14 protein-coding genes are annotated in these 19,462 nt (G+C 59.6%); 8 read left to right on the top strand and 6 right to left on the bottom strand.

What is annotated here, in order from left to right; genetic code table 11:
* Positions 1-5: 5 nt before the first annotated feature.
* From DES53_RS01290 to DES53_RS01310, 5 genes are all read right to left on the bottom strand, one after another.
* On the bottom strand, positions 6-1,142 hold the full coding sequence (locus tag DES53_RS01290) for a tetratricopeptide repeat protein (RefSeq protein WP_170156771.1): 1,137 nt from the start codon (positions 1,140-1,142) through the stop codon (positions 6-8).
* Between the two features lie 235 nt (positions 1,143-1,377).
* Positions 1,378-2,658: an NAD(P)/FAD-dependent oxidoreductase gene (locus DES53_RS01295; RefSeq protein ID WP_113957149.1), complete on the bottom strand. Its 1,281-nt coding sequence runs from the start codon at positions 2,656-2,658 to the stop codon at positions 1,378-1,380.
* Positions 2,659-2,718: 60 nt separating this feature from the next.
* On the bottom strand, positions 2,719-3,570 hold the full coding sequence (locus tag DES53_RS01300) for an ABC transporter ATP-binding protein (protein WP_211325406.1): 852 nt from the start codon (positions 3,568-3,570) through the stop codon (positions 2,719-2,721).
* Positions 3,567-4,343 carry an ABC transporter permease gene (locus tag DES53_RS01305; RefSeq protein WP_113956402.1) on the bottom strand — a complete coding sequence of 259 codons (777 nt, stop codon included), beginning with the start codon at positions 4,341-4,343 and terminating at the stop codon, positions 3,567-3,569. Before DES53_RS01305 ends, DES53_RS01300 begins: the two co-directional genes overlap by 4 nt.
* Positions 4,340-5,386 (bottom strand): ABC transporter substrate-binding protein, encoded by a 1,047-nt coding sequence (locus tag DES53_RS01310; protein WP_113956403.1) that lies wholly within the window; start codon positions 5,384-5,386, stop codon positions 4,340-4,342. Before DES53_RS01310 ends, DES53_RS01305 begins: the two co-directional genes overlap by 4 nt.
* A gap of 103 nt (positions 5,387-5,489) precedes the next feature.
* Between DES53_RS01310 and DES53_RS01315 the strand changes: the two genes are divergently transcribed.
* The 8 genes from DES53_RS01315 (at position 5,490) to DES53_RS01355 (ending at position 16,972) form a co-directional block, all read left to right on the top strand.
* Positions 5,490-6,416 carry a LysR family transcriptional regulator gene (locus DES53_RS01315; RefSeq protein WP_113956404.1) on the top strand — a complete coding sequence of 309 codons (927 nt, stop codon included), beginning with the start codon at positions 5,490-5,492 and terminating at the stop codon, positions 6,414-6,416.
* Between the two features lie 18 nt (positions 6,417-6,434).
* The gene (locus tag DES53_RS01320; RefSeq protein WP_245958063.1) at positions 6,435-8,936 is read left to right on the top strand and encodes a U32 family peptidase; all 2,502 of its coding nucleotides are present in this window, start codon (positions 6,435-6,437) and stop codon (positions 8,934-8,936) included.
* 744 nt (positions 8,937-9,680) lie between these two features.
* Complete coding sequence (locus tag DES53_RS01325) at positions 9,681-10,778, top strand: hypothetical protein (protein ID WP_113956406.1); 1,098 nt, start codon at positions 9,681-9,683, stop codon at positions 10,776-10,778.
* 89 nt (positions 10,779-10,867) lie between these two features.
* Positions 10,868-11,272, top strand: a complete 405-nt coding sequence (locus DES53_RS01330; protein ID WP_147263135.1) for a hypothetical protein — start codon at positions 10,868-10,870, stop codon at positions 11,270-11,272.
* A gap of 24 nt (positions 11,273-11,296) precedes the next feature.
* Positions 11,297-11,650: a hypothetical protein gene (locus tag DES53_RS01335; RefSeq protein ID WP_113956408.1), complete on the top strand. Its 354-nt coding sequence runs from the start codon at positions 11,297-11,299 to the stop codon at positions 11,648-11,650.
* A 73-nt stretch (positions 11,651-11,723) separates the two neighbouring features.
* Positions 11,724-12,071: a hypothetical protein gene (locus DES53_RS01340; protein WP_113956409.1), complete on the top strand. Its 348-nt coding sequence runs from the start codon at positions 11,724-11,726 to the stop codon at positions 12,069-12,071.
* 950 nt (positions 12,072-13,021) lie between these two features.
* Positions 13,022-15,331, top strand: a complete 2,310-nt coding sequence (gene murC / locus DES53_RS01350; protein WP_113956411.1) for a UDP-N-acetylmuramate--L-alanine ligase — start codon at positions 13,022-13,024, stop codon at positions 15,329-15,331.
* A gap of 9 nt (positions 15,332-15,340) precedes the next feature.
* The gene (locus DES53_RS01355) at positions 15,341-16,972 is read left to right on the top strand and encodes an NAD+ synthase (RefSeq protein ID WP_113956412.1); all 1,632 of its coding nucleotides are present in this window, start codon (positions 15,341-15,343) and stop codon (positions 16,970-16,972) included.
* An 84-nt stretch (positions 16,973-17,056) separates the two neighbouring features.
* Here DES53_RS01355 and DES53_RS01360 read toward each other — a convergent pair whose 3' ends face one another.
* A complete protein-coding gene (locus tag DES53_RS01360; RefSeq protein ID WP_170156772.1) occupies positions 17,057-19,450 on the bottom strand; it encodes a peroxiredoxin family protein in 2,394 nt (797 codons plus the stop codon).
* Between the last annotated feature and the right edge of the window lie 12 nt (positions 19,451-19,462).

A 19,462-nucleotide genomic window follows, 5' to 3' on the forward strand; every position in this document is an offset into this window, starting at 1 on the left:
CCGGGCTACACCACCGGCTTCCGTGAGCCACCTTCGTCATCGCCTTCGCGCTTGGGCGTGGTCTTCGGCTTGCGGCGCGGGATGATTTCCTCCTGCAGGATGCGGTCTTCCACGAGAGGTTTTGCGCCTGTCTCGGGCTTGGGATGCTTTTCCGTCCAGGCGCGCTGTTCCTTGTACTTGGTGAGGCGCTCACCCAGTTCCTTCTCCAGCTTCGAGCGGTCTTCGTCCGTGTACTCTTTCTCCTTGTCCTCGCTGAACATCACCAGCGCCTTGGTCTGGAGCTGCACCGCCTCGCCAAACTTGCCGTCCCGGGCCAGGGCGGCTGCAAGGGTGTCCACAACCTGATAGTCCTGCTTCTGCATCTTATCGACCGCGCTGCGGGCGAACTCCACTGCGGTGGGCCCATCATGGAAGGTCTCGTCCGGGCACACGGAAAGGAACCATGCGAGGTCATTGCGAGCCCACGGGTCCTCCGACCGGGCGGCGCGGCGATACCAGGCCTCCGCACGGCGGTAGTCCAGAGGTACTCCGGTGCCCGTGTAATACATGTAAGCGAGGTGGGTCATCGCGCGGATGAGCCCATTCTGCGCGGCCTTCAGGTACCACTTCGCGGCCTCGGGCGTGTTCTTGTCCACGCCGCTCCCTTTCTCCAGCTTCCAGGCATAAAGGGCTTGGGAGGGGGCGAACTCCTGGTGCGCGGCGCGCTCCAGCCACTTCATGGCCTCGGCCGGGTTCTTTTCCACCCCTTTCCCGGACTCATAGCACTCTGCAAGATTCTGCTGCGCCAATGGGAAACCGTATTTGGCAGCCTTTTCATACCATTCAAAAGCCTTCTTCTCGTCCTTGGCAAGGCCGACACCTTCCTCGTGCAAAGTGCCAAGGGCGTTCATCGCGGCTAGATTGTGCTGGTCCGCGGATTTCTGCAGCCATTCGGAGGCCTTCTTTTCATCCTTGGTCAGACCTTCGCCGCCCAGATAGCGGACGCCCAATTCGAACTGCGCATCGGCATTGCCACGTTCCGCAAGCTGCTGGAGGGCAGAGGCATCAAACTTGTCGTCCTGCGTGTCGGCTCCGAACTGGGCCTGCAACGGCAGGGCGGCCAGCGCCAGAAGGGCGGCAATCCAAAGGCAGCGTTGTTTCATGCTGTAGATCATAACCTCAACCATACGCTTCACAACACCGGACCTCGCTTGCATTTTTCGTGCCCGGGCATTTGTGAACAACTTGAATCGCGCCTCAGATTCATGGCGCTCGGACTTCCTTGGAAAACTTTATTGTCGATATGCTTGTAGTTGCCGGGCTGTAACAACAGTGCGCCACCGTGCACACTTCCGAAGAAGGTCCTGTGCATGGATGGCGCACTTGGATGTGCAGCCTTCAGGCCGCGGCGGGCTCTTCCGCTTCCAGAGGCTCGCCGTAGGGCAGGTCATCCGGCAATGGGACAAACTCACGAATCTTGTCCCACAGCCCGGTGAAGTCCTTGTTCACGTCGCCAGAGAGACAGTCCGTGATTTCGCCTGCGGCTTCGGGGTACTTCTTGATGACCTCGCGGAAGGAGAACTTCGGATCGTAGAAGGCGTAGACCAGCTTGCGCATGTTCTCCACGCCGAAGCGGATGGCCTTGCCATACTCTTCGAAGCGATTGGGTGAAAGGTCGCCCGCGACGAGGCCCTCGTGAATGGCTTCACCGACGAGATGACCACTCTTGAGGGCAAGCATGACCCCGCTGCTGAAGACCGGATCGAGGAACGCGAATGCATCACCGGCAAGTACGAGGCCGGGTGCCGCGCAGTACTTGGAGTGGCGGGAGTATTCGCTGGTCACGAAGTACTGCCCCGTGGACTCGCCCTCAGATAGGTAGCGCTTGATCCACTGGTTCTCTTCGATCTCGCGGTTGAAGATTTCCTTCGGATCCTTGACGCCGTCACGCGTGAGGTACTTGCCCTCCGCCACGATGCCCACACTGGTCATCTGGTCGTGTTGCGGGATGTGCCAGAACCAGCCCTTGTCAGGCACATATGCCACGGTGGTATCGCCTTCGTCGATGCCTTCGCCGCGCTTCGAGCCCTTGTAGTAGGTCCACACAGCAATCTTGTTCAGGTAGGGATCGTTCATGCGCCAGCCGCGCTTGTTGGAGGTGAAAGCCTCCTTGCCGGTGCAGTCGATCGTGATGGGCGCGCGCAGTTCGTAGGTCTTGCCGCTCTTGTCCGTGGCTTCCACACCCACCACCGTATCGCCATCCATGAGGAGCTTCTTCACGGTTGTTTCCTCGCGCACTTCGGCGCCCTTCTCGCGGGCGTTGTCCAGAAGCATCTGGTCAAACTCGGAGCGTAGCACCTGCCAGGTCTGGGCGATGGTCTCGCGATCATAGCGATTGAAGAAGTAGAAGGGCTGTGAGCGTTTCCCGTCCGGCTGCACGAAGGTGACGCTGTACTTCTTCACGAAGTGCGACTTCCGCATCTTCGGAATCATCCCGATGCGCTCCAGAGGCTGGAAAGTGAATGGGATCAGCGATTCACCGATGTGATAGCGGGGAAACTTCTCACGCTCGAGGATGACCACCTTGTGGCCGTACTCTCCGAGAATCGCGGCAGCGCAGGAACCGGCGGGACCACCGCCGATGATGATCGTATCATAGTCGTTTGGGTTGTTCTTCATAAGGGGCGTGTCTGTTGGCACTGGGTGGGTGGTGGTGGGTGCGTATTCGGAAATGAGCATTCAGTGGGACTTCCCGGTGGTTCCACCCTGGGCATCCATGCCCATGATGGAAAAGATGCGGTCGCGGACGGACAGGTAACGCGCGTCATCGAGGTTTCGTGGACGTGGCAAATCCACAATCACCTCTTCTTTGATCGTGGCGGGTCGCTTGCTCATCACGAGCACGCGGTCCGCGAGCTGTACCGCTTCCTCAATGTCATGCGTGACAAAAAGGATGGTCCTGCCCTCCTGCTGCCAGATGCGCACGAGGTCAGCCCGCATCTTCAGTCGCGTAAGGAAATCCAGCGCGCCGAAGGGTTCATCCATATAGAGCACGTGCGCTTCTGCTGCGAGAGCCCGGGCGATCTCCACACGCTGGCGCATGCCGCCAGAGAGTTCGCGTGGGTACGCTTTCTCAAAGCCGCTGAGCCCCACCATCTCGGTGTAGTGACGCACCTGCTTCTCGCGATGCGCCTTGGGCCGGTTCAGCAGTCCGAAGCCGATGTTGTCCTCCACGGTGAGCCAGGGAAAGACGCCGTTCTCCTGGAATACAAAGATGCGTGACGGATGCGGTCCCTGAACGGCTTCGCCCTCCACCACGGCAGTGCCGCGAGTCTGCTTCACGAAACCTCCGAGGACATTCAGCAGCGTGGTCTTTCCACAGCCACTCGGTCCCACGATGCAGACGAACTCACCGGGCCGGACGCTGAATTGCACGTTCTCCAGCACATGGATCGGTTCCTCAGCTCTGCGTCCGGGAAAGGTCAGCCACAGATCCTCCACGGTGATCACTGGCGATGCAGCAGCGGAGGCTGCGTTCGCGTTGCTGCGGCCGCTGTGCGCGCCTCCCATCTTGTCCATCGCCGCATTCATCGTTGGCCCACCCCCCAGCGTACTTCATCGAACTTCTCCAGCCGCCGCATCAGCAGATCCAGCCCAAGCCCAATCAATCCAATCATCACCATGCCCGCCACCACGAGGTCATACCGCTTGCCCGCATTTCGCGCATCGATAATCAGATAGCCGAGCCCACCGCCCTGCGTGGCAATCATCTCCGCAGCCACCACCACGAGCCACGCGATGCCCAGTGCAATGCGCAGTCCCGTGATGATCTGTGGCAGCGTGGCAGGCAAAATAACACGGCGGAAAAGCTGTATGCCACTCAAGCCAAAGTTCTGCGCCGCGCGGAGATAGACCAGTTGCATGTTGCGCACCGCCGCCGTCGACGCCACCACGATGGGAAACAGACTCGCGAGGAAGATCAGAAACACTGGCGCCGCGTCATGCGTGCCGAACCACAGGATGGCCACCGGGATCCACGCAATCGGCGAGATGGGCCGCAGCACCTGGATGATCGGATTGATGGCCATGAACGCCCGATCAAACCATCCCAGTGCCAATCCCAGCGGTACCCCCACGAGGATGGCCAGCACGAATCCCCAAGTCACTCGGAACAGCGAGGCCACGATGTATTTCACCAGAAGCCCATGGCTTGCCAGTTCTCCGATGCCTTTCACCACCTCCCACGGCGTGGGGAAGATGGTCGTGCCCGAAATCACCACCGAGAAATGCCACACGCCCAGCAGCACCGCTGCCACCAGCAGCGGCAGACCGAAGCGGGCCAGTATCGAGTCCTTCGCCTTCATCGCTGCACCCCCTTGCCCTTGTAGTCCCAGGGTTTCACCTGTGTGTCATCCGTCACAAACGAAGGATCCGCGTAGTCTTCAAAACGCACTGTGCCCTTGAGCACACCACCTTCCTTTCCGAGAGCCTCAATCTCTTCCAGATCCTTCCGCACCAGGTTGAGGTTGGTGTACTTCACACGATCCGGTGGCTTGCTCAGCACAAACTTCAGCAGCTCGGGATTCTGGTTGTAGTACTTCTTCGCCACCACCTCGCCAGCCTCCATGCGGTTGTCCATGCTGCTATCCAGCCACTTGCCGCTCTTCGCGATGCCATCCACCAGCGCCTGCACTTCTTCACGGCGGTTCTTGATGGCATCCTCATGCACCGCGAGCACGCAGGAGATGAAGTTCGGCCACACATCCTTGGTGAGGTAAAGGATGCGCCCATAGCCATCCATCTCCGTCTGTGCCATGAAGGGCTCTCCCGACGTCACTGCATCCACCGCACGCACACTCAGCGCCGCGGGCATGTCCGGTGGCGGCATTTCCACGAGTTTCACATCGCTGATGGACATGCCACGATCCTTCAGTGCCTTGAAGATAAGCAGCCGTTGATTGGAGAAGCGGCTCGGCACCGCAATGGTCTTGCCCTTGAGGTCCTCAATCTTGAAGATGTTCGAGTCCTTGTGCACCATCATCGCCGTGCCGTCACGATGCCCTAGGTACACCATCTTGATCGGCACGCCTTGTTCCCTCAGGGACATCGCCAGCGGCGCAAGAATGAACGTCGCCGGCATCTTGTCCGGATGGGACAGGAACATCTCCTTCAACTCTGGAAAGCCAGAGAACCGCATCGGCTTGAAAAAACTCTCGCCCTCCATGTTCTGATTGATGAAATCCGTGACCGGACAAGTCAGGTGGCAGGTCACCGGGATGAACCCCACGGCAAACTTCTCCTTCTTCGCCTCGGGCTTGCCCCACTCGAGATTCAGCGTGCCATGCAGCACCGTGATCGCAGCGATCCAGATGAGGCCGAAAATGAGCAGCGTGCTTCTCAGGGACATGAGTGAGAGTCAAAAACGTAACCGGGCGGTCTAATAGCGGAAATCCAATCTTGCAATCGCAGTGATGCCGTGATGATCTAACTCGCCTACCCTCATCCTCCCCATGGAACTCCGCCTTCTCCGATACTTCCAAGCCGTGGCGGAAGAGCTCAGCTTCTCCAAGGCCGCGCAGAAGCTTCGCATCGCCCAGCCCGCCCTCAGCCGTGCCGTGCGGGAACTGGAGCAGGAACTCGGCGCCGACCTCCTCACGCGGAACAAGCGCAGCGTGAAACTCACCCCCGCCGGCTCCGTATTGCTGAATGAAACCGGCATCATCCTCGGCCTCTGCGATGAAGCCGTGCGCAAGGTCCACCGCACCGTGAAGGGCCAGGAGGGCGAGCTGCGTCTCGGCTACATCGGACCGCCCACGCAGCCCTTCCTCACGGAATTGCTCAAGGAATATCGCAGCCGCCATCCGCGCGTCACCGTCGTCCTGGAGGAGCGCACCCCCGAGCGCGTGTGGGAGATGGTGTCCAAGGACCGTCTCGATATCGGCCTGACCCGTCCCGTCGCGGCCGGGGAGCGCATCGGTTTGCAAACCCTCCGCCTGCGACGTGAGGCCATGTGCGCCGTGGTGCCGCGCTCCCATGAACTGGCCAGGCTGGCCAGGGTGACGTGGAAGATGTTGCAGGGGCTGCCCCTCATCACCCTCGCCCGGCGCGAGGGTGTGGGCCTCTACGATGCCGTCATGCTCGGCTGCCACAAGGCGGGCTTCGCCCCGAGACTGGCGCACACTCCCAGCATCGTGGGCACGGTGCTCACTTATGTGGAGGCGGGCGCAGGGGTGGGGGTGGTGCCGGAGAGCATCAGCGCTTTCAACAACAGCAGTGATCTCATTTTCAAGCCTCTCCAACCCGTCCAGCCGGTGGAACTCGTGATGGTGTGGAACGCCGACCAGAACAACCCTGCCGCCCATGCATTCCGCACGCTCATGACCGAATGGCTCGCGCGCAAGAATGGCAAACAACCTCTGGTACCCGCCGGACGTTGAGTTATGTTGTCCACCCCCGTGTCCGAACCTGCCCCCCATCTGAACTACAAGCCCGAACTGCTCTCTCCCGCTGGCAACTGGGAGTGTGCCCGCGCCGCTGTGGCCAATGGGGCCGATGCCATCTACTTCGGCATGCCGCGCTTCAATGCGCGCCTGCGCGCAGACAACTTCACGGAGGAGGACCTGCCCGAGCTGATGACCTTCCTCCACAAGCATGGCGTGCGGGGCTACTGCGCGTTCAACACGCTCATCTTCACCGGCGAGATCGAAGACGCGGAGAAGCAGCTCAAGCTCCTGGAAAGCGCCGGCGTGGACGCGGTCATCATCCAGGACCTCGGCCTCTCCCGCATCGTGAAGGCCTGCACGCCGAAGCTGCACCTGCACGCCAGCACGCAGATGACCATCACCTCGCCCGAGGGCCTGCGCTTCGCAAGGAAGCTGGGTCTGGATCTCGCCGTGCTCTCGCGTGAGCTGAGCCTGCGTGAACTCGCCGCCTTCCCGAAGCCGGATGAGAATGCCCTGCCGCTGGAAGTTTTCGTCCACGGCGCCCTGTGCGTGGCCTACTCCGGCCAGTGCCTTACCAGCGAATCACTGGGACGTCGCAGTGCCAATCGTGGCGAGTGCGCCCAGGCCTGCCGCATGCCGTACGAGTTGGTGGTCGATGGCGAACTGCGCGATCTCGGTGACAAGCGCTACCTGCTCTCTCCGCAAGATCTCGCCGCAGTGAATGAGATCCCCGAGCTCATCAAACTCGGTGTGCGCAGCTTCAAGATCGAAGGCCGCCTCAAGACCCCCGAATACGTCGCCGCCGTGACGCAGGTCTATCGCAAGGCCATGGATGCCGCCTTCGCCGAGATGGCAGGCCTGCCCCATGGAGAAGCCTTTTCTGCAAAGGACAAGTACGCGCTGGAGATGACCTTCAGCCGCGGACTCTTCTCCGGCTGGATGCATGGCGTGAACCACCAGGAACTGGTCGGCGCGAAGTACGCGAAAAAGCGTGGCCCCTTCGTCGGTGAAGTCCTCTATGTGGATCGCGATGCTGTGGAGCTCACCGACTTCGCCACCCCCCTGAAACCCGGCGATGGCGTGGTGTTTGAGAATCCCTCCGACACCAACCGCGAACAAGGTGGCTACCTCTACGGTGTGCATGAGAACTGGATCGAGTTCCAGCGTGGCAAGATCGACTTTCGCATCGTGAAGCCCGGCACCCGCGTCTTCAAGACGAGCGACATGGCCCTGGAGAAGGAACTGCAGGCCAGTTTCAAAGGTGACATCGCTATTCGCAAACGATTGGAGCTCCACCTCCGCGTGAGTGGCATGATCGGCGCACCCTTGGTGCTGGAAGCGTTGGATGCCGCACAACAGGTCACCGCTCGTGTTGAATCCGCGATGCCTCTCGATGTGGCACGCAATCGCCCGCTGACGCGCGAGGGCTTGCAGTCCCAGCTTGAGCGTCTCGGTGGCACGCCCTACGAGTTGCGGCACCTCGATGTATCCCTCCCGGACAATGCCATCCTTCCTGTCAGCGAGCTGAATCGCCTGCGCCGCGACTTGGTGGAGAAGCTTGAGCAAGGCATCAACGCCGCAACTTCCATCGAAGTGAAGTCCGCCACGACCGCCGCAGAAATGCTCGCTGCCGTGCCGAAGCCTCGCGCGCCCATTGCATCTCCGGTGCTGCATGTTCTCTGCCGGAACATGGAACAAATCGAAGCTGCTCTCGATGCCAATGTGCAGCGCATGTACGTCGACTTCGAAGACATCCGTCTCTACAGCGATGCCGTGCGTCTTGTGCGCGAAAGCGGTCGCGATGGTCTCATCTTCCTCGCCACACCCCGTATCCAAAAGGCGCGCGAAGACGGTTTCTTCAAGCTCATCGCCCGCGCCGAACCGGATGGCGTGCTCATCCGCAACCTCGGTGCCATCGAGTTCTTCGCGAACGCCGGCCTGCGCATGACCGGCGACTTCTCCCTGAACGTGGCCAATCCTCTCACCGCCGAGTTCCTCATCGAGTCCGGCCTGGAACAGTGCACCATCAGCTATGATCTGAATATCGAGCAGGTGCTGGACCTTTTGAAAGGAGCACCGCCGGAGTGGTTTGAGATCACCCTGCACCAGCACATGCCCATGTTTCACATGGAGCACTGCGTGTTCGCCTCCTTCATGTCGAATGGGAAATCCTTCCTCGACTGCGGCCGCCCGTGTGAGAAGCACAACGTGAAGCTGCGCGACCGCGTCGGCATGGAGCACCCGCTCAAGGCCGACGTCGGCTGCCGCAACACCCTCTTCAACGCCGTCGCCCAGACCGGCGCCCTCTTCTTCCAGGACCTCATGAACGTGGGCCTGCGCCACTACCGCGTGGAACTGCTGGAGGAAACCGGTCGCGAGACCGCCCACATCATCTCCACCTACCAGGGACTCCTCTCCGGCCGCACCTCCGGCGTGAGCCTGCACCAGGCCCTGAAAGCCCAATCCCAACTCGGCGTCACGACCGGCACCCTCCGCCAAGGCGACTTCCGCTGATCCTTGGCGCCGCCATCACCGCTGAGCCCTGGGAGCGCGGGCCTCCGGCCGGCGTTGCGCCACCGTGCACACATGCCATACCCACACTCGCACCCTTGATCCCAACCGGCTCCGAGGTTGGCTGCGCACTCGAAGTTGCAGTCTGAAGGACTGCAGGAACCCAGCCCAGTGGTTAGGGAGCCTCAGCGACCGACACCCTGGGTGGAGAAAAAAAGGTGCCCACCCTGAAAGGGTGGAGGAGCGTGCGGCGGATTATGCATGGTGACGCCCCCTCATCGCAAGAATGCAGTTCAGAGCAGGATTGATTTTTTCTGCGCCATTGTAGACAATCAGTATGTTAGGCCAACAGCCATCGCGCTACATGATACACGTCTCATCTGAAGATCTGATCGAGTTCGTTTGTTCACGGGGCGACTTCCATCTTGTGACCCTGCACAGGAAGTGCCCATTCACTGTCCGGGTGCTGGGAGATGGCCTTGAGCATCTGCCTCAGACGGACAAGCCGCGACCACACGGACGCAAATCCCTTGATCGCCATTGCGTGGAGTTTTCCCGCACGAACTCATACCAGCCTGGCGATTACGCTAATATCACAATGAACGCATCATATACACTGGCGCTCATTCGAGCATATCTTGATTGGCAACGCACCGCAGCCTGACAGGGCGCTGCACCGAGTCCGGTTATCACGCCCGGAGCCTGTATACACTTTCGCGTGTACCAGTCACTTCCACACCGCATCCCATGACCCCTGAACACCAGAGCAACAACATCGCTTCATGGGAGATCGTCGCTGCCGGGATCGAAGAATATCCGGACAACGAGGCCTGGCTGCCGTGGAAGCCACTCGTTCGTCGATTCCTTCGTGCCGGGATCGACGCCGGGTTGAACCGTTACTTCCGCGTTGGCCAGTCGATGCATGAGATCATCTTCTCAACGCTCGATCATCACGGGTTTCGCGGCGGCGAGCCACGTGTCACCGTCGAGTTTCATCCCCCTACGGAACTTCGCATTCTGTACGGCACCTCTCTCCAAGGGGACCGTACCCGCAAGTTGAAGCCTGTCCTTCGCTTTGAAGACGGCGTCACCACGCTCAGCCACTATCTTCATCAGCTCTGGACCGCGACCATCCCGGGGCCGGTACCCGAGGAGATTCGCCATCTTGGCGTGAGCCTGCCACCGGACATCGCGACTAGACTTCGAGCGCTGGACTACGATCCAGCGTTCGATCCGAAGTTCTATGCGGATTCATTCCGCCGCCACGGTGGTGATTTTGTTCGCGGATACGTTGGCAGGATCGAAGAGTCGATGGACTACTACCTCGAGTGGTCGCCCAGGCTTCGTGACTTTGCGGCTGATTGCCGCAAGAAAAATCCGTGCCCCGACCCTGAGAGGCTGGATCCTCGTGATCGGGCCAAACTCCCAATCTATGAATCTCTGATCCGCAAGGCTTCGCCGAGTTCACACAGCGGAAGGAAGAGAGTCTTGATTTGCTCCATTCCGTTGGTGGGTATGTCCGTCGCAAAATCTTTGTGGCCGGGCGAGGACAATCGCGCGGTAGTGCTGACTCCCGACGAGCTATCAGCCTGGGATGAAATCTATAAAAACCCTGAATTAGTCATCAGGTGGTTCATCAACTATTGGTGGGAAGTCAAAGACCCTGCGCCGGACAAGTATTGGAATTTTTCGTACGACATGAAAACTGCTCCCGGCACTGTGCCGTGGCTTGTTCGCTCTGGAGAATCTTCAGGCGACCTCTCCGGGGGCGAAGACGCTGGACTTTGGTCATGGGATGGAAAACAAGCGGAATATGTGCGGCAACTTTGGACGATTGACTTTTAGCCGCATGCACGCGGGATGTGATAATCCCCCTCCACAGCCGTCGGCCGTTGACGGAGATCTTGCGCCTCGAACACCCACACCCCTACACCATGAGCGGTATCGAATACGATTGGGAACGCTTTGCGGAAGCGTGGCGAAACTCTGGCTGCGTAAACAGCGGGCAGGTCGGACCGAAGATGGAGCCGAGCCATGAACACTTGCTCTGCGTGGAGTTTACCGAACTGCATCCATACGCCGCCGACTTCCTGTTCTCCAAATTGTCGGACACGGATCCTTACCTGGCGGCTTACGCCTTCAAGTGCCTCACGCGAGTCAGCGATGATCTCCAGATGGATGACATTCCTCAATCCATCCTCCAGCGGAGTGATTCCATTCAGACTCTATGGGGGTGTGTGGTTCGCACGACTACACTTGGCAGTTTCATTCGCGGATATTGGGGTTTTGAAGACCCTGAACCGGAGCCGCCTGCCCCCCCTCCACGCTATCTGCCGTGACCCACGCGACTTCTGTTATTTGATATGAAAAGAGACTACAACGAGAAGGACATCAAGACGGCGAGTATTGCGGAGTCGGTTTGTCGGCGGCCCAAGCTGTGCCTTCCAAATGGCACGATCGAGGAAGTCTATGCCTACCTCCGAGGGTGCAATGACGTGATCATGAGATTCGGGCTGGAAGAGAAATCTCCGACTCCCCAAGATGCATTGAATTGGATCTATGGTGAGAGCAACAATTTGGGTGGCGGATTGGACCTGGCAGGACTACGCAGCAAATTTGGATCGGATGAAGCAACGCTTGCCAGTCTTCTTGAGAGCATTCAAGCTCTGAGGTTGGGCGATGAGCCCCTTGGTGACAAAGCATCCCCGGCGGAATAAATGCTGGATGCCAATCGCTGGGGTTCCGCCAGGAGATGAAACATCTCTCACCTTCAATCATTCCGTTCCGCACATGAAGAAGTGGACTGTCATCAATGGTATTATCCTCCACTGCGTCACCAGTGGATTGTGGGCTCTCGGATTCGGTGGCATGATGACTGCCTTCAACAAGGCTGAAGGCGTAAGTTTTGGGAAGGTCATATTCTTCCTGCACAACCTGTTTTATTTCCCGATCGTTCTCCTGGAATATTTCGGCCTGCGTGTGACCCCCAGAGGCTTGATGAGGAGAGAGACATTCTTTGAAACCATGATTGGGGGCACGATTGGCCCTTTCCCAAGTTTGGCTACCCTGGCGTGGTGCTTCGTCATGGGATACCTCCTCTATTCCTTCCTTCACCGTAGGAACAGGATAGAGAACTAGTGTGGTGTCACGCAAGTTTGTTTACGAAAAAGGCGGCGTTGCATGTGGCTGCTTTGTTGGCTGTTCCTACGCCGAAGGCGTTGCACATGCACAGCCCGGGGTCAGCCCGCGAAGCGGGCGCCACCCCGGGACAGCATGAGCATTCATGAACGCCGAAGGTGTTCCACAAAGACGGGTCCATCGGCAAGTCGCATCGTCCGGCCTGGCGTTGGTTTGTGGAACCCCTTCGGCGTAACAGCTCGCCCGGTTTGCGCACGTGTGAACGGGTCCCGTGATGGGGTAGGGAGAGCATGATGATTCAATAAACTTCCGTGACACCACACCAACTCGCTTGGCGCCCCTCCCTTCAAGCGCATGAGCTTTAGGGTAAAGATTCGGAAGCGGTGCCGAAGGCCTTGGATTTCGCGCGGCCCTGCTGCACGCTGCTTCGCGACGAAGTGGCACGTGGCGAGCGTGTAGCGCGGCGGTTGGAAAACCCGGAGTGATGGCTCTTCCCCTCTTTGTCAGTCAGCACAACCACCCCACCTTGGGCTCAACATCACAAATAATTCAACTATTTCATAAGTGCAAATTATGCGCAAACCTCTCCTTCGCTCCATGACACCCCCATGCCTGTCCCTCCCATATCTCACGCCCCCATCGAACCACCCCAGCATTCCAGCATTCCAGCACTCCAGCACTCCAGCACTCCAGCACTCCAGCACTCCAGCACTCCAGCACTCCAGCACTCCCCGCCACCCGTCCCTTCCCCCTCAAAACCAACGAACCGCTCCGAAAACGATAGTTCGTTCTGCCAAACATCCCTTTTTCGCCGATTCCAAGGCACCCAGAACGCCCTGAACTCGGTCACCACCTCCACGACCCGCTCCTTCCCACTCGACTCCACGCCGGGTTCGCGCTAAGACGCTGACGACGTTTTTCCCAGCCCAGTTTCCGCTCCCCCCCCTCTCATGACCCACGCAGTTCTCAGCTTGTTGAAGGAAGGCCGCACCAAGATGCGGGTGCATCTCATCGGAGTGGCCGGCAGTGGCATGAGCGGCCTCGCCTCTCTGCTGCTGGAACTGGGGCACTCCGTGAGTGGCTCAGACCGGGTGAGCACGGTCGAGACGACCCGCCTGCAGAAGGCTGGCCTGACCTTCCACTGCCCCCAGCATGATCGAGAGGTGGATGGCGCGGACATGGTCATCTACTCCAGTGCGGTGAAGCCGGGCAACCCCGCCTACGAAGCCGCCTACAAGCAGGGCATCCCCCTGGTGCGTCGTGCGGAAGCTCTGGCCGCCATCATGGCGCGCAAGGCTGGGGTGGTGGTGGCTGGTACGCATGGCAAGACGACGACCTCTTCCATGACGGCGCACGTGCTGCGCGTCGGTGGTATGCGTCCTTCGCACTATGTCGGTGCGGAGATCCCCATCCTTGGCTCAAACGCTCACTGGGATGATGAAGGCGAACTCTTCGTGGCGGAAGGCGATGAAAGCGACGGCACCCTGGTGAACTTCCAGCCGCGCCATGCCATCATCTTGAACATCGAGGCGGAGCACCTCGACTTTTATGAGGACTTGGATGCCATCAAGGTGGTGTTCCGTCAGCTCCTCGAAAAGACCAGCGGATTCAGCGTGTATTGCGCGGAAGACCCCGTGGCCACGGAACTCTGCCATGGTCGCAAGAATGGCGTGAGCTACGGATGGAGCCGCACCTGCGACTTCTCCGCGGAAATCATCGAACTGCGCCCGACGCAGACCGAGTACGACGTGTACGAAGGGCAGAACAAACTCGGCACCGTGGTGCTGGGCATTCCCGGGAAACACAACGTGCTGAACTCCCTCGCCGCGCTGGCGATGGCCACGCGTGCGGGAGTTCCCTTCGACCGCATCAAGCAGGCTCTGGAGTCCTTCCGCGGTGCACGACGTCGCTTCGAGTCGAAGTACGCCGGCGCGAACTACCAGATCATCGACGACTACGGGCACCATCCCACCGAGATCAAAGCGACACTCGCCACGGCAAAGGCGCTCAAGCCAAAGCGTCTCATCTGCCTCTTCCAGCCGCACCGCTATTCCCGCACGCAACTGCTCAAGAAGGAGTTTGGCCAGGCCTTTGGCGATGTGGACATCCTCTGCGTGACGGATGTGTATGCCGCGAGTGAGAAGCCGCTGCCTGGCGTCAGCGGCGAGACCATCATTGAAGAAGTGAAGTTGCAGTCGGAAGTGGAGTGCTACTCCACACCAAAACTCCTGCAGGCGCGTGACCTCATCGCCAGCAAACTGCAACCGGGGGACCTGCTCATCACCCTCGGCGCAGGGAACGTGCATGAGGTGGGCGGCTGCCTTGCGAAGGATCTCAAGGTGGCGGAACAAATCACCGAAATTCTCAACCGCGATGGCAGCGGTGCGGTGAAGCTGTATGAGCCGCTCTCCAATCACACCACCATCCGCATCGGTGGCCCGGCGCAGTTCTGGATTCAGCCCAGCACGATCAACGGGTTCGTCGAAGTGGTGAGGTTCCTGCGTGCTTCCTCCGTCCCCATTCGCGTCATTGGCCGCGGGTCGAATCTGCTGGTGCGCGATGGCGGCATCCGTGGCGCCGTGATTCATCCGTCCAAGGGTGAGTTTGACGAGGTGAAGGTGGAAGGAAATCGCATCATCGCCGGTGCGGGAGCGCGCCTGAAGAAGATTGCCAGTGCCGCCAAGGCTGCCGGCATCGGTGGCTTTGAATGGATGGAAGGCATCCCTGGGAATCTCGGTGGTTCGCTACGCATGAATGCGGGAGCCATGGGTTCGCAGACCTTTGACCAGGTGGTAAGCGTGCGTTTCCTGGATGGTGGCGGTGAGATTCGCGAGAAGACGAAGGATGAGATCACCCACCACTACCGCAGCGTGCCGGAGCTGGATCAGCACTACGCCGTGAGCGCCGTGCTGGAAGGTCGTCCGGCGGATGCGGCGGAGATTGATGCGAAGATGGAAGCCTCCCACACGAAGCGCCGCGAGAGTCAGCCCATTGGCGCGAGCGCGGGTTGCATCTTCAAGAATCCCGGACCCATCCCGGCAGGCAAGCTGGTGGATGAACTCGGCCTGAAAAAGACCGGCCGTGGCGCCGCCTTTGTCTCCGAGGAACATGGGAACTTCATCCTCAATGACGGCGGAGCGAGTGCGCGAGACGTATTGGATCTCATCAATGACATCAAGCAGTCCGCCCTCACCGAACGTGGCATTATCCTCGAGACCGAGGTGCAAATCATCGGGGAAGAGGAGCCCTTGGGCCTGTAGTCAGATGCCATGAAGATTGCGCTCGCTCAGCTCAATACCATCGTCGGCGACTTCGCCGGCAATCAGGCTCAGGTGCTTGATGCCTATCGCAAGTCGGTGGCCGCAGGCGCGAAGCTTGTGCTCACGCCGGAGCTTGTCATCACCGGCTATCCGCCCCGCGACCTCGTGCATCGTTCGCGCTTTGTGCCGGGGAATATCGAGACTCTGCATACCATCGCGGCAGAAGTGGGCGAGGTGCCCATAATCGTGGGCTTCGTCGACATCAACAAGGATGCCGGAAAGCATTTCCACAACGCAGCCGCCGTGCTGCAACACGGGAAGGTGGCGCACATCGTTCACAAGTCCCTGCTGCCAACGTATGACGTCTTCGATGAAGATCGTTACTTCGAGCCTGCGCGCATCATCGCGCCCGTGACGGTGGATGGCCAAAGACTGGGCATCACCATCTGTGAAGACATCTGGACGGACGAGTACCTGCCACGCCCGCTCTATGATGTGTCTCCACCGGAAATGCTGGGCGAGCAGGGGATTGATTTGCTGGTGAACATCAGCGCCTCCCCCTATGCCTTGGGCAAGCCTCGGATCCGTGAGCGCATGCTCGGTGCGCTCGCACAGGAGCTGAAAGTTCCCATCGTGTACTGCAACGCCGTGGGCGGGAATGACCAACTGGTGTTCGATGGCAACTCTCTGGTGATTGGAGCCAACGGTGATGTGCTCGCAAGATTGAAGGCATTCGAGACGGATCTGCAGGTCGTGGAGCTGGGCAAATCAACTGCTGCCACTCAGGCTGTCGAGACCTGCGATGCCGAAGAGCTTTACCGCGCGCTGGTGTTGGGCACCCGTGACTACGTGCGCAAGTGTGGCTTCAAGTCGTGCGTGCTGGGTCTGAGCGGCGGCATCGATTCCGCTTTGGTGGCGGTGATTGCCGCGGATGCCTTGGGATCCGAGAACGTGCTGGGCATCTCGCTGCCGACCGAGTTCTCCTCACAGGGCAGCAAGGACGATGCGCGAGACCTCGCAAAGCATCTGGGCATTCGCTACGACACCGTGGCCATCCAGCCAGTGTTTGAAAGCGTGAAGGGCCAGATGCGCGACATCTTCGCGGGCAAGCCGGAAGACGTTACGGAAGAGAATATGCAGAGCCGCATCCGCGGCCTCGTGCTCATGTCCCTCTCGAACAAGTTTGGTCACCTGCTGCTGACCACCGGGAACAAGAGCGAGATGGCTGTGGGCTACTGCACCATCTATGGCGACATGTGCGGCGGCCTCTCCGTCATCAGCGATCTTCCAAAGACGCGTGTGTACGAAGTCTCACGCTGGATTAATCGCGAGCGCGAGATCATTCCGTGGCCCACCATCGAGAAGCCACCGAGCGCCGAGCTGCGCCCCGACCAGAAGGACCAGGACACCCTGCCGGAGTACGACATTCTGGATGGCATCCTGGAGCTCTTTGTGGAGCAGGGGAAGAGCGTCGGCGAGATCGTGACCGCCGGCTACAACGAGGAAGTCGTGCGCTGGGTCCTTCGCCGCGTGGAGCTGAATGAGTGGAAACGCCATCAGGCCGCACCCGGCCTGAAGGTCACAAGCAAGGCCTTCGGCATGGGACGTCGCATGCCCATCGTCCAAAAATTCCGCGAGTAGCTCATCACAAAGTGCTTCGACTTCAGTCGAATCAGTCGGCGTTTCCGTCTCGAACGATTTCGAAGTTACACTGGAAGCTCTTCCTCACTCAAACTTCAGCAACCGCTTCGCTTCACCCAGCAGGAACTTCGCATCCTGGAACGGCGTGTAGCTTACATCCAGCCAGCGGGTCTGACCCTTGGCGTCGATGAGGAAGGTGCCGTGCAAGGGTGCCTTCTCGAAGTCATCGTAACAACGCCAGGCCTTGAAGGATTTCAGGTCAGCATCCGAAAGCAGCGTGAACGGTGCACCTGACTTCACATCACAAGTAGCTGCAGTGCTGCTGAGTTCCGCGGGAGGCTCGCTGCCAATGGCCACAATCTCGATGCCTTCTGCCGCATAATCTTTTGCGGCCGTGGTGAAGGCTTTGAGCTGCTGCATGCAGTGTTCACAGGTGCTGCCAAGGTAGAAGATCACCACCACAGGCTTTCCAGCGTAGTCCTTGAGCGAGACTTGCTTTCCAGCCGCATCTGAAAGCAGGAAATCTGGTGATGTCATCGGATGCCAGTGCAGTGGTCCCAGGGAGTCCAGGGAAGGATGCACGCCGCTGTCCTTGCGCGGAGCGGTGGGCTGACGCCAGTTCTTGTCCGCGCCGAATTCCACAGCGAGCTCATCCAGCCGCTTGCTCATGGGCAGCGAGGCATCGAGCAGCGAAGCGGTCTTGCGCGCTGTCGCGAACTGCTTCTTGGCGTCGTCCGTCTTGCCGCATTGCATTAAGGCATCGATGCGAATCGCAAGACCAGGAGCGTCATTTGGGAGTTGGTTGGCGAGAGTGACGGCCTTGTCCTTGTTACCAATCTTCAACTGGTAGCGGACGAGGCGTTCCTTCGGCGTGTCCTTGGCCTGGTCGAGCAGTTTGGTGACTTCTTCCGCAGGCTTGTTGTCGAGCATGGCGACAAGCGCCTGCAACTCGGCGATGGCATTGGTCACCGTCGCGTTGGGCTTGTTCTTGTCGTCCTTCCTCTTGTCGTCCTCGGACTTGGCAGCAGTGTCCTTGGTTTTGTCTTTGGGGCTGGCCTCATCTTTCTTCGCAGTCTCAGGTGCGGGCGATTTGTCAGGCTTCGCCTTGTCTTCGGGTTTTGCGGGTGCCGGTGATACCGGTGCATCCTTCTTGCTCTCTTCAGCCTTCGTATCCCCAGCCTTGGGCTTGTCTTTGCTGGTGTCCAATGAAGCCAGGGTGGTTGGATCCTCCTTCTTCTTCTCCGGGGCGTTTGGCGTCTTCGGTGCGGGCTTTGTCTTTTCCTCCGTCTTCAGTTTCAGCTTCTGCACTTCCGCGAGGCGTTTCTGCACGCCTGCCTTGTCCCCTTTGAAGAAGGCTGCAATGCCCAGTGCGCGAAGACGAGTGGCCTCGAAGCTGGGATTCTGCGCGACATCCAGATACGCCGTGCCATCCAAGGCCGTCAGTTCATCCCATTTTTCAAACTCGAGCAGTGTGTCCAGCAGGCGGTTGCGCCCATAGAAACTGCTGCTGCGATTCTTCTCGAAGGTGTTCCACTCGGGATGGCGGGGGAGTTCCACCATGTTCTTCGCGAGGCCCACGGCCTTGTCTGCCTGGCCGAGCTGGTTGTAGGTGCGGATGAGCCACTCAGCGTTGTGCGCGTAGTTGTGGATTTGATCGGGAAGCACGCGCGTACGGATCATGTACGCGTGATCCACGCGATTCGCGGCTTCCTGCTGCCAGGCGGCATCTTCATTGCGGCTCGTCTTGCTGAAGGTGTGGCCGGGCATGTGCCACATGTGGGCGATGCCGGGTGAGGTCTGGCCGCACAGCGCGGCGGAAGCGAGCGCTCGTGAGGGCTTCGTGTCATCCCATAGATGGATGATGTAGTGATGCGCCGGGTGCATGGGCGCTTTCGCAAACACCTGCTGCACGATGGCGTCCACGGACTCGCGGCTCACCATGGTGACACCTGCGTCCTTTGCCTTCCAGATGGCCCAGGCGAGAAAGGCCTTCGCCTCAATGTCTTCAGGGTTGTCGTGGATGATGTCCTCCAGATCCTTGATGAAGGTCGTATAGCGCACCTTCTTGTCCTTCTTCAGGTCCGCATAGAAGGTCTGTAGCGCGGTGATCCAGGCCTGCTCGCGCTTCGAGGCCTTGTCCTTGCGCTTCGCGGCCTCCGCAATGAAACCCGCCGCGCGCTTTTCATTGTTCACGTTCGCCATCGCACAACCCCAGTAGGCAATGGCACAATCCGGATCGAGTGTGAGGGCCTGACGGAAGGAGCGCTCGGCCTCGTAGTACCAGAAGCCGTGAATCTGGCCCACACCCTGATCAATGAATTGCTGAGCCGTGGTGCTTTTCGTCGTGGCTGGGAAACTCACCTTGCCGCAGCCCTCGATCAAAACGGCAGCCTGGCGCGGACCTTCATTGAAGGTCTCGCCATGGGCCGAATGGCCGGGCAGGGGATCCGCGGCGTGAAGAAGCGAGAGGGATGCCATCCCCGAAACGAG

Source organism: Roseimicrobium gellanilyticum (assembly GCF_003315205.1).
GTDB classification, from domain to species: Bacteria; Verrucomicrobiota; Verrucomicrobiia; order Verrucomicrobiales; family Verrucomicrobiaceae; genus Roseimicrobium; species Roseimicrobium gellanilyticum.

Bases quoted from the DNA above. Each gene is read 5' to 3' on its own strand.
- DES53_RS01355 (WP_113956412.1), top strand. From the start codon at position 15,341: ATGAAGATTGCGCTCGCTCAGCTCAATACCATCGTCGGCGACTTCGCC.
- DES53_RS01295 (WP_113957149.1), bottom strand. From the start codon at position 2,658: ATGAAGAACAACCCAAACGACTATGATACGATCATCATCGGCGGTGGT.
- DES53_RS01325 (WP_113956406.1), top strand. From the start codon at position 9,681: ATGACCCCTGAACACCAGAGCAACAACATCGCTTCATGGGAGATCGTC.
- DES53_RS01335 (WP_113956408.1), top strand. From the start codon at position 11,297: ATGAAAAGAGACTACAACGAGAAGGACATCAAGACGGCGAGTATTGCG.
- DES53_RS01360 (WP_170156772.1), bottom strand. From the start codon at position 19,450: ATGGCATCCCTCTCGCTTCTTCACGCCGCGGATCCCCTGCCCGGCCAT.
- murC (WP_113956411.1), top strand. From the start codon at position 13,022: ATGACCCACGCAGTTCTCAGCTTGTTGAAGGAAGGCCGCACCAAGATG.
- DES53_RS01290 (WP_170156771.1), bottom strand. From the start codon at position 1,142: ATGAAACAACGCTGCCTTTGGATTGCCGCCCTTCTGGCGCTGGCCGCC.
- DES53_RS01340 (WP_113956409.1), top strand. From the start codon at position 11,724: ATGAAGAAGTGGACTGTCATCAATGGTATTATCCTCCACTGCGTCACC.
- DES53_RS01310 (WP_113956403.1), bottom strand. From the start codon at position 5,386: ATGTCCCTGAGAAGCACGCTGCTCATTTTCGGCCTCATCTGGATCGCT.
- DES53_RS01300 (WP_211325406.1), bottom strand. From the start codon at position 3,570: ATGAATGCGGCGATGGACAAGATGGGAGGCGCGCACAGCGGCCGCAGC.
- DES53_RS01330 (WP_147263135.1), top strand. From the start codon at position 10,868: ATGAGCGGTATCGAATACGATTGGGAACGCTTTGCGGAAGCGTGGCGA.
- DES53_RS01305 (WP_113956402.1), bottom strand. From the start codon at position 4,343: ATGAAGGCGAAGGACTCGATACTGGCCCGCTTCGGTCTGCCGCTGCTG.
- DES53_RS01315 (WP_113956404.1), top strand. From the start codon at position 5,490: ATGGAACTCCGCCTTCTCCGATACTTCCAAGCCGTGGCGGAAGAGCTC.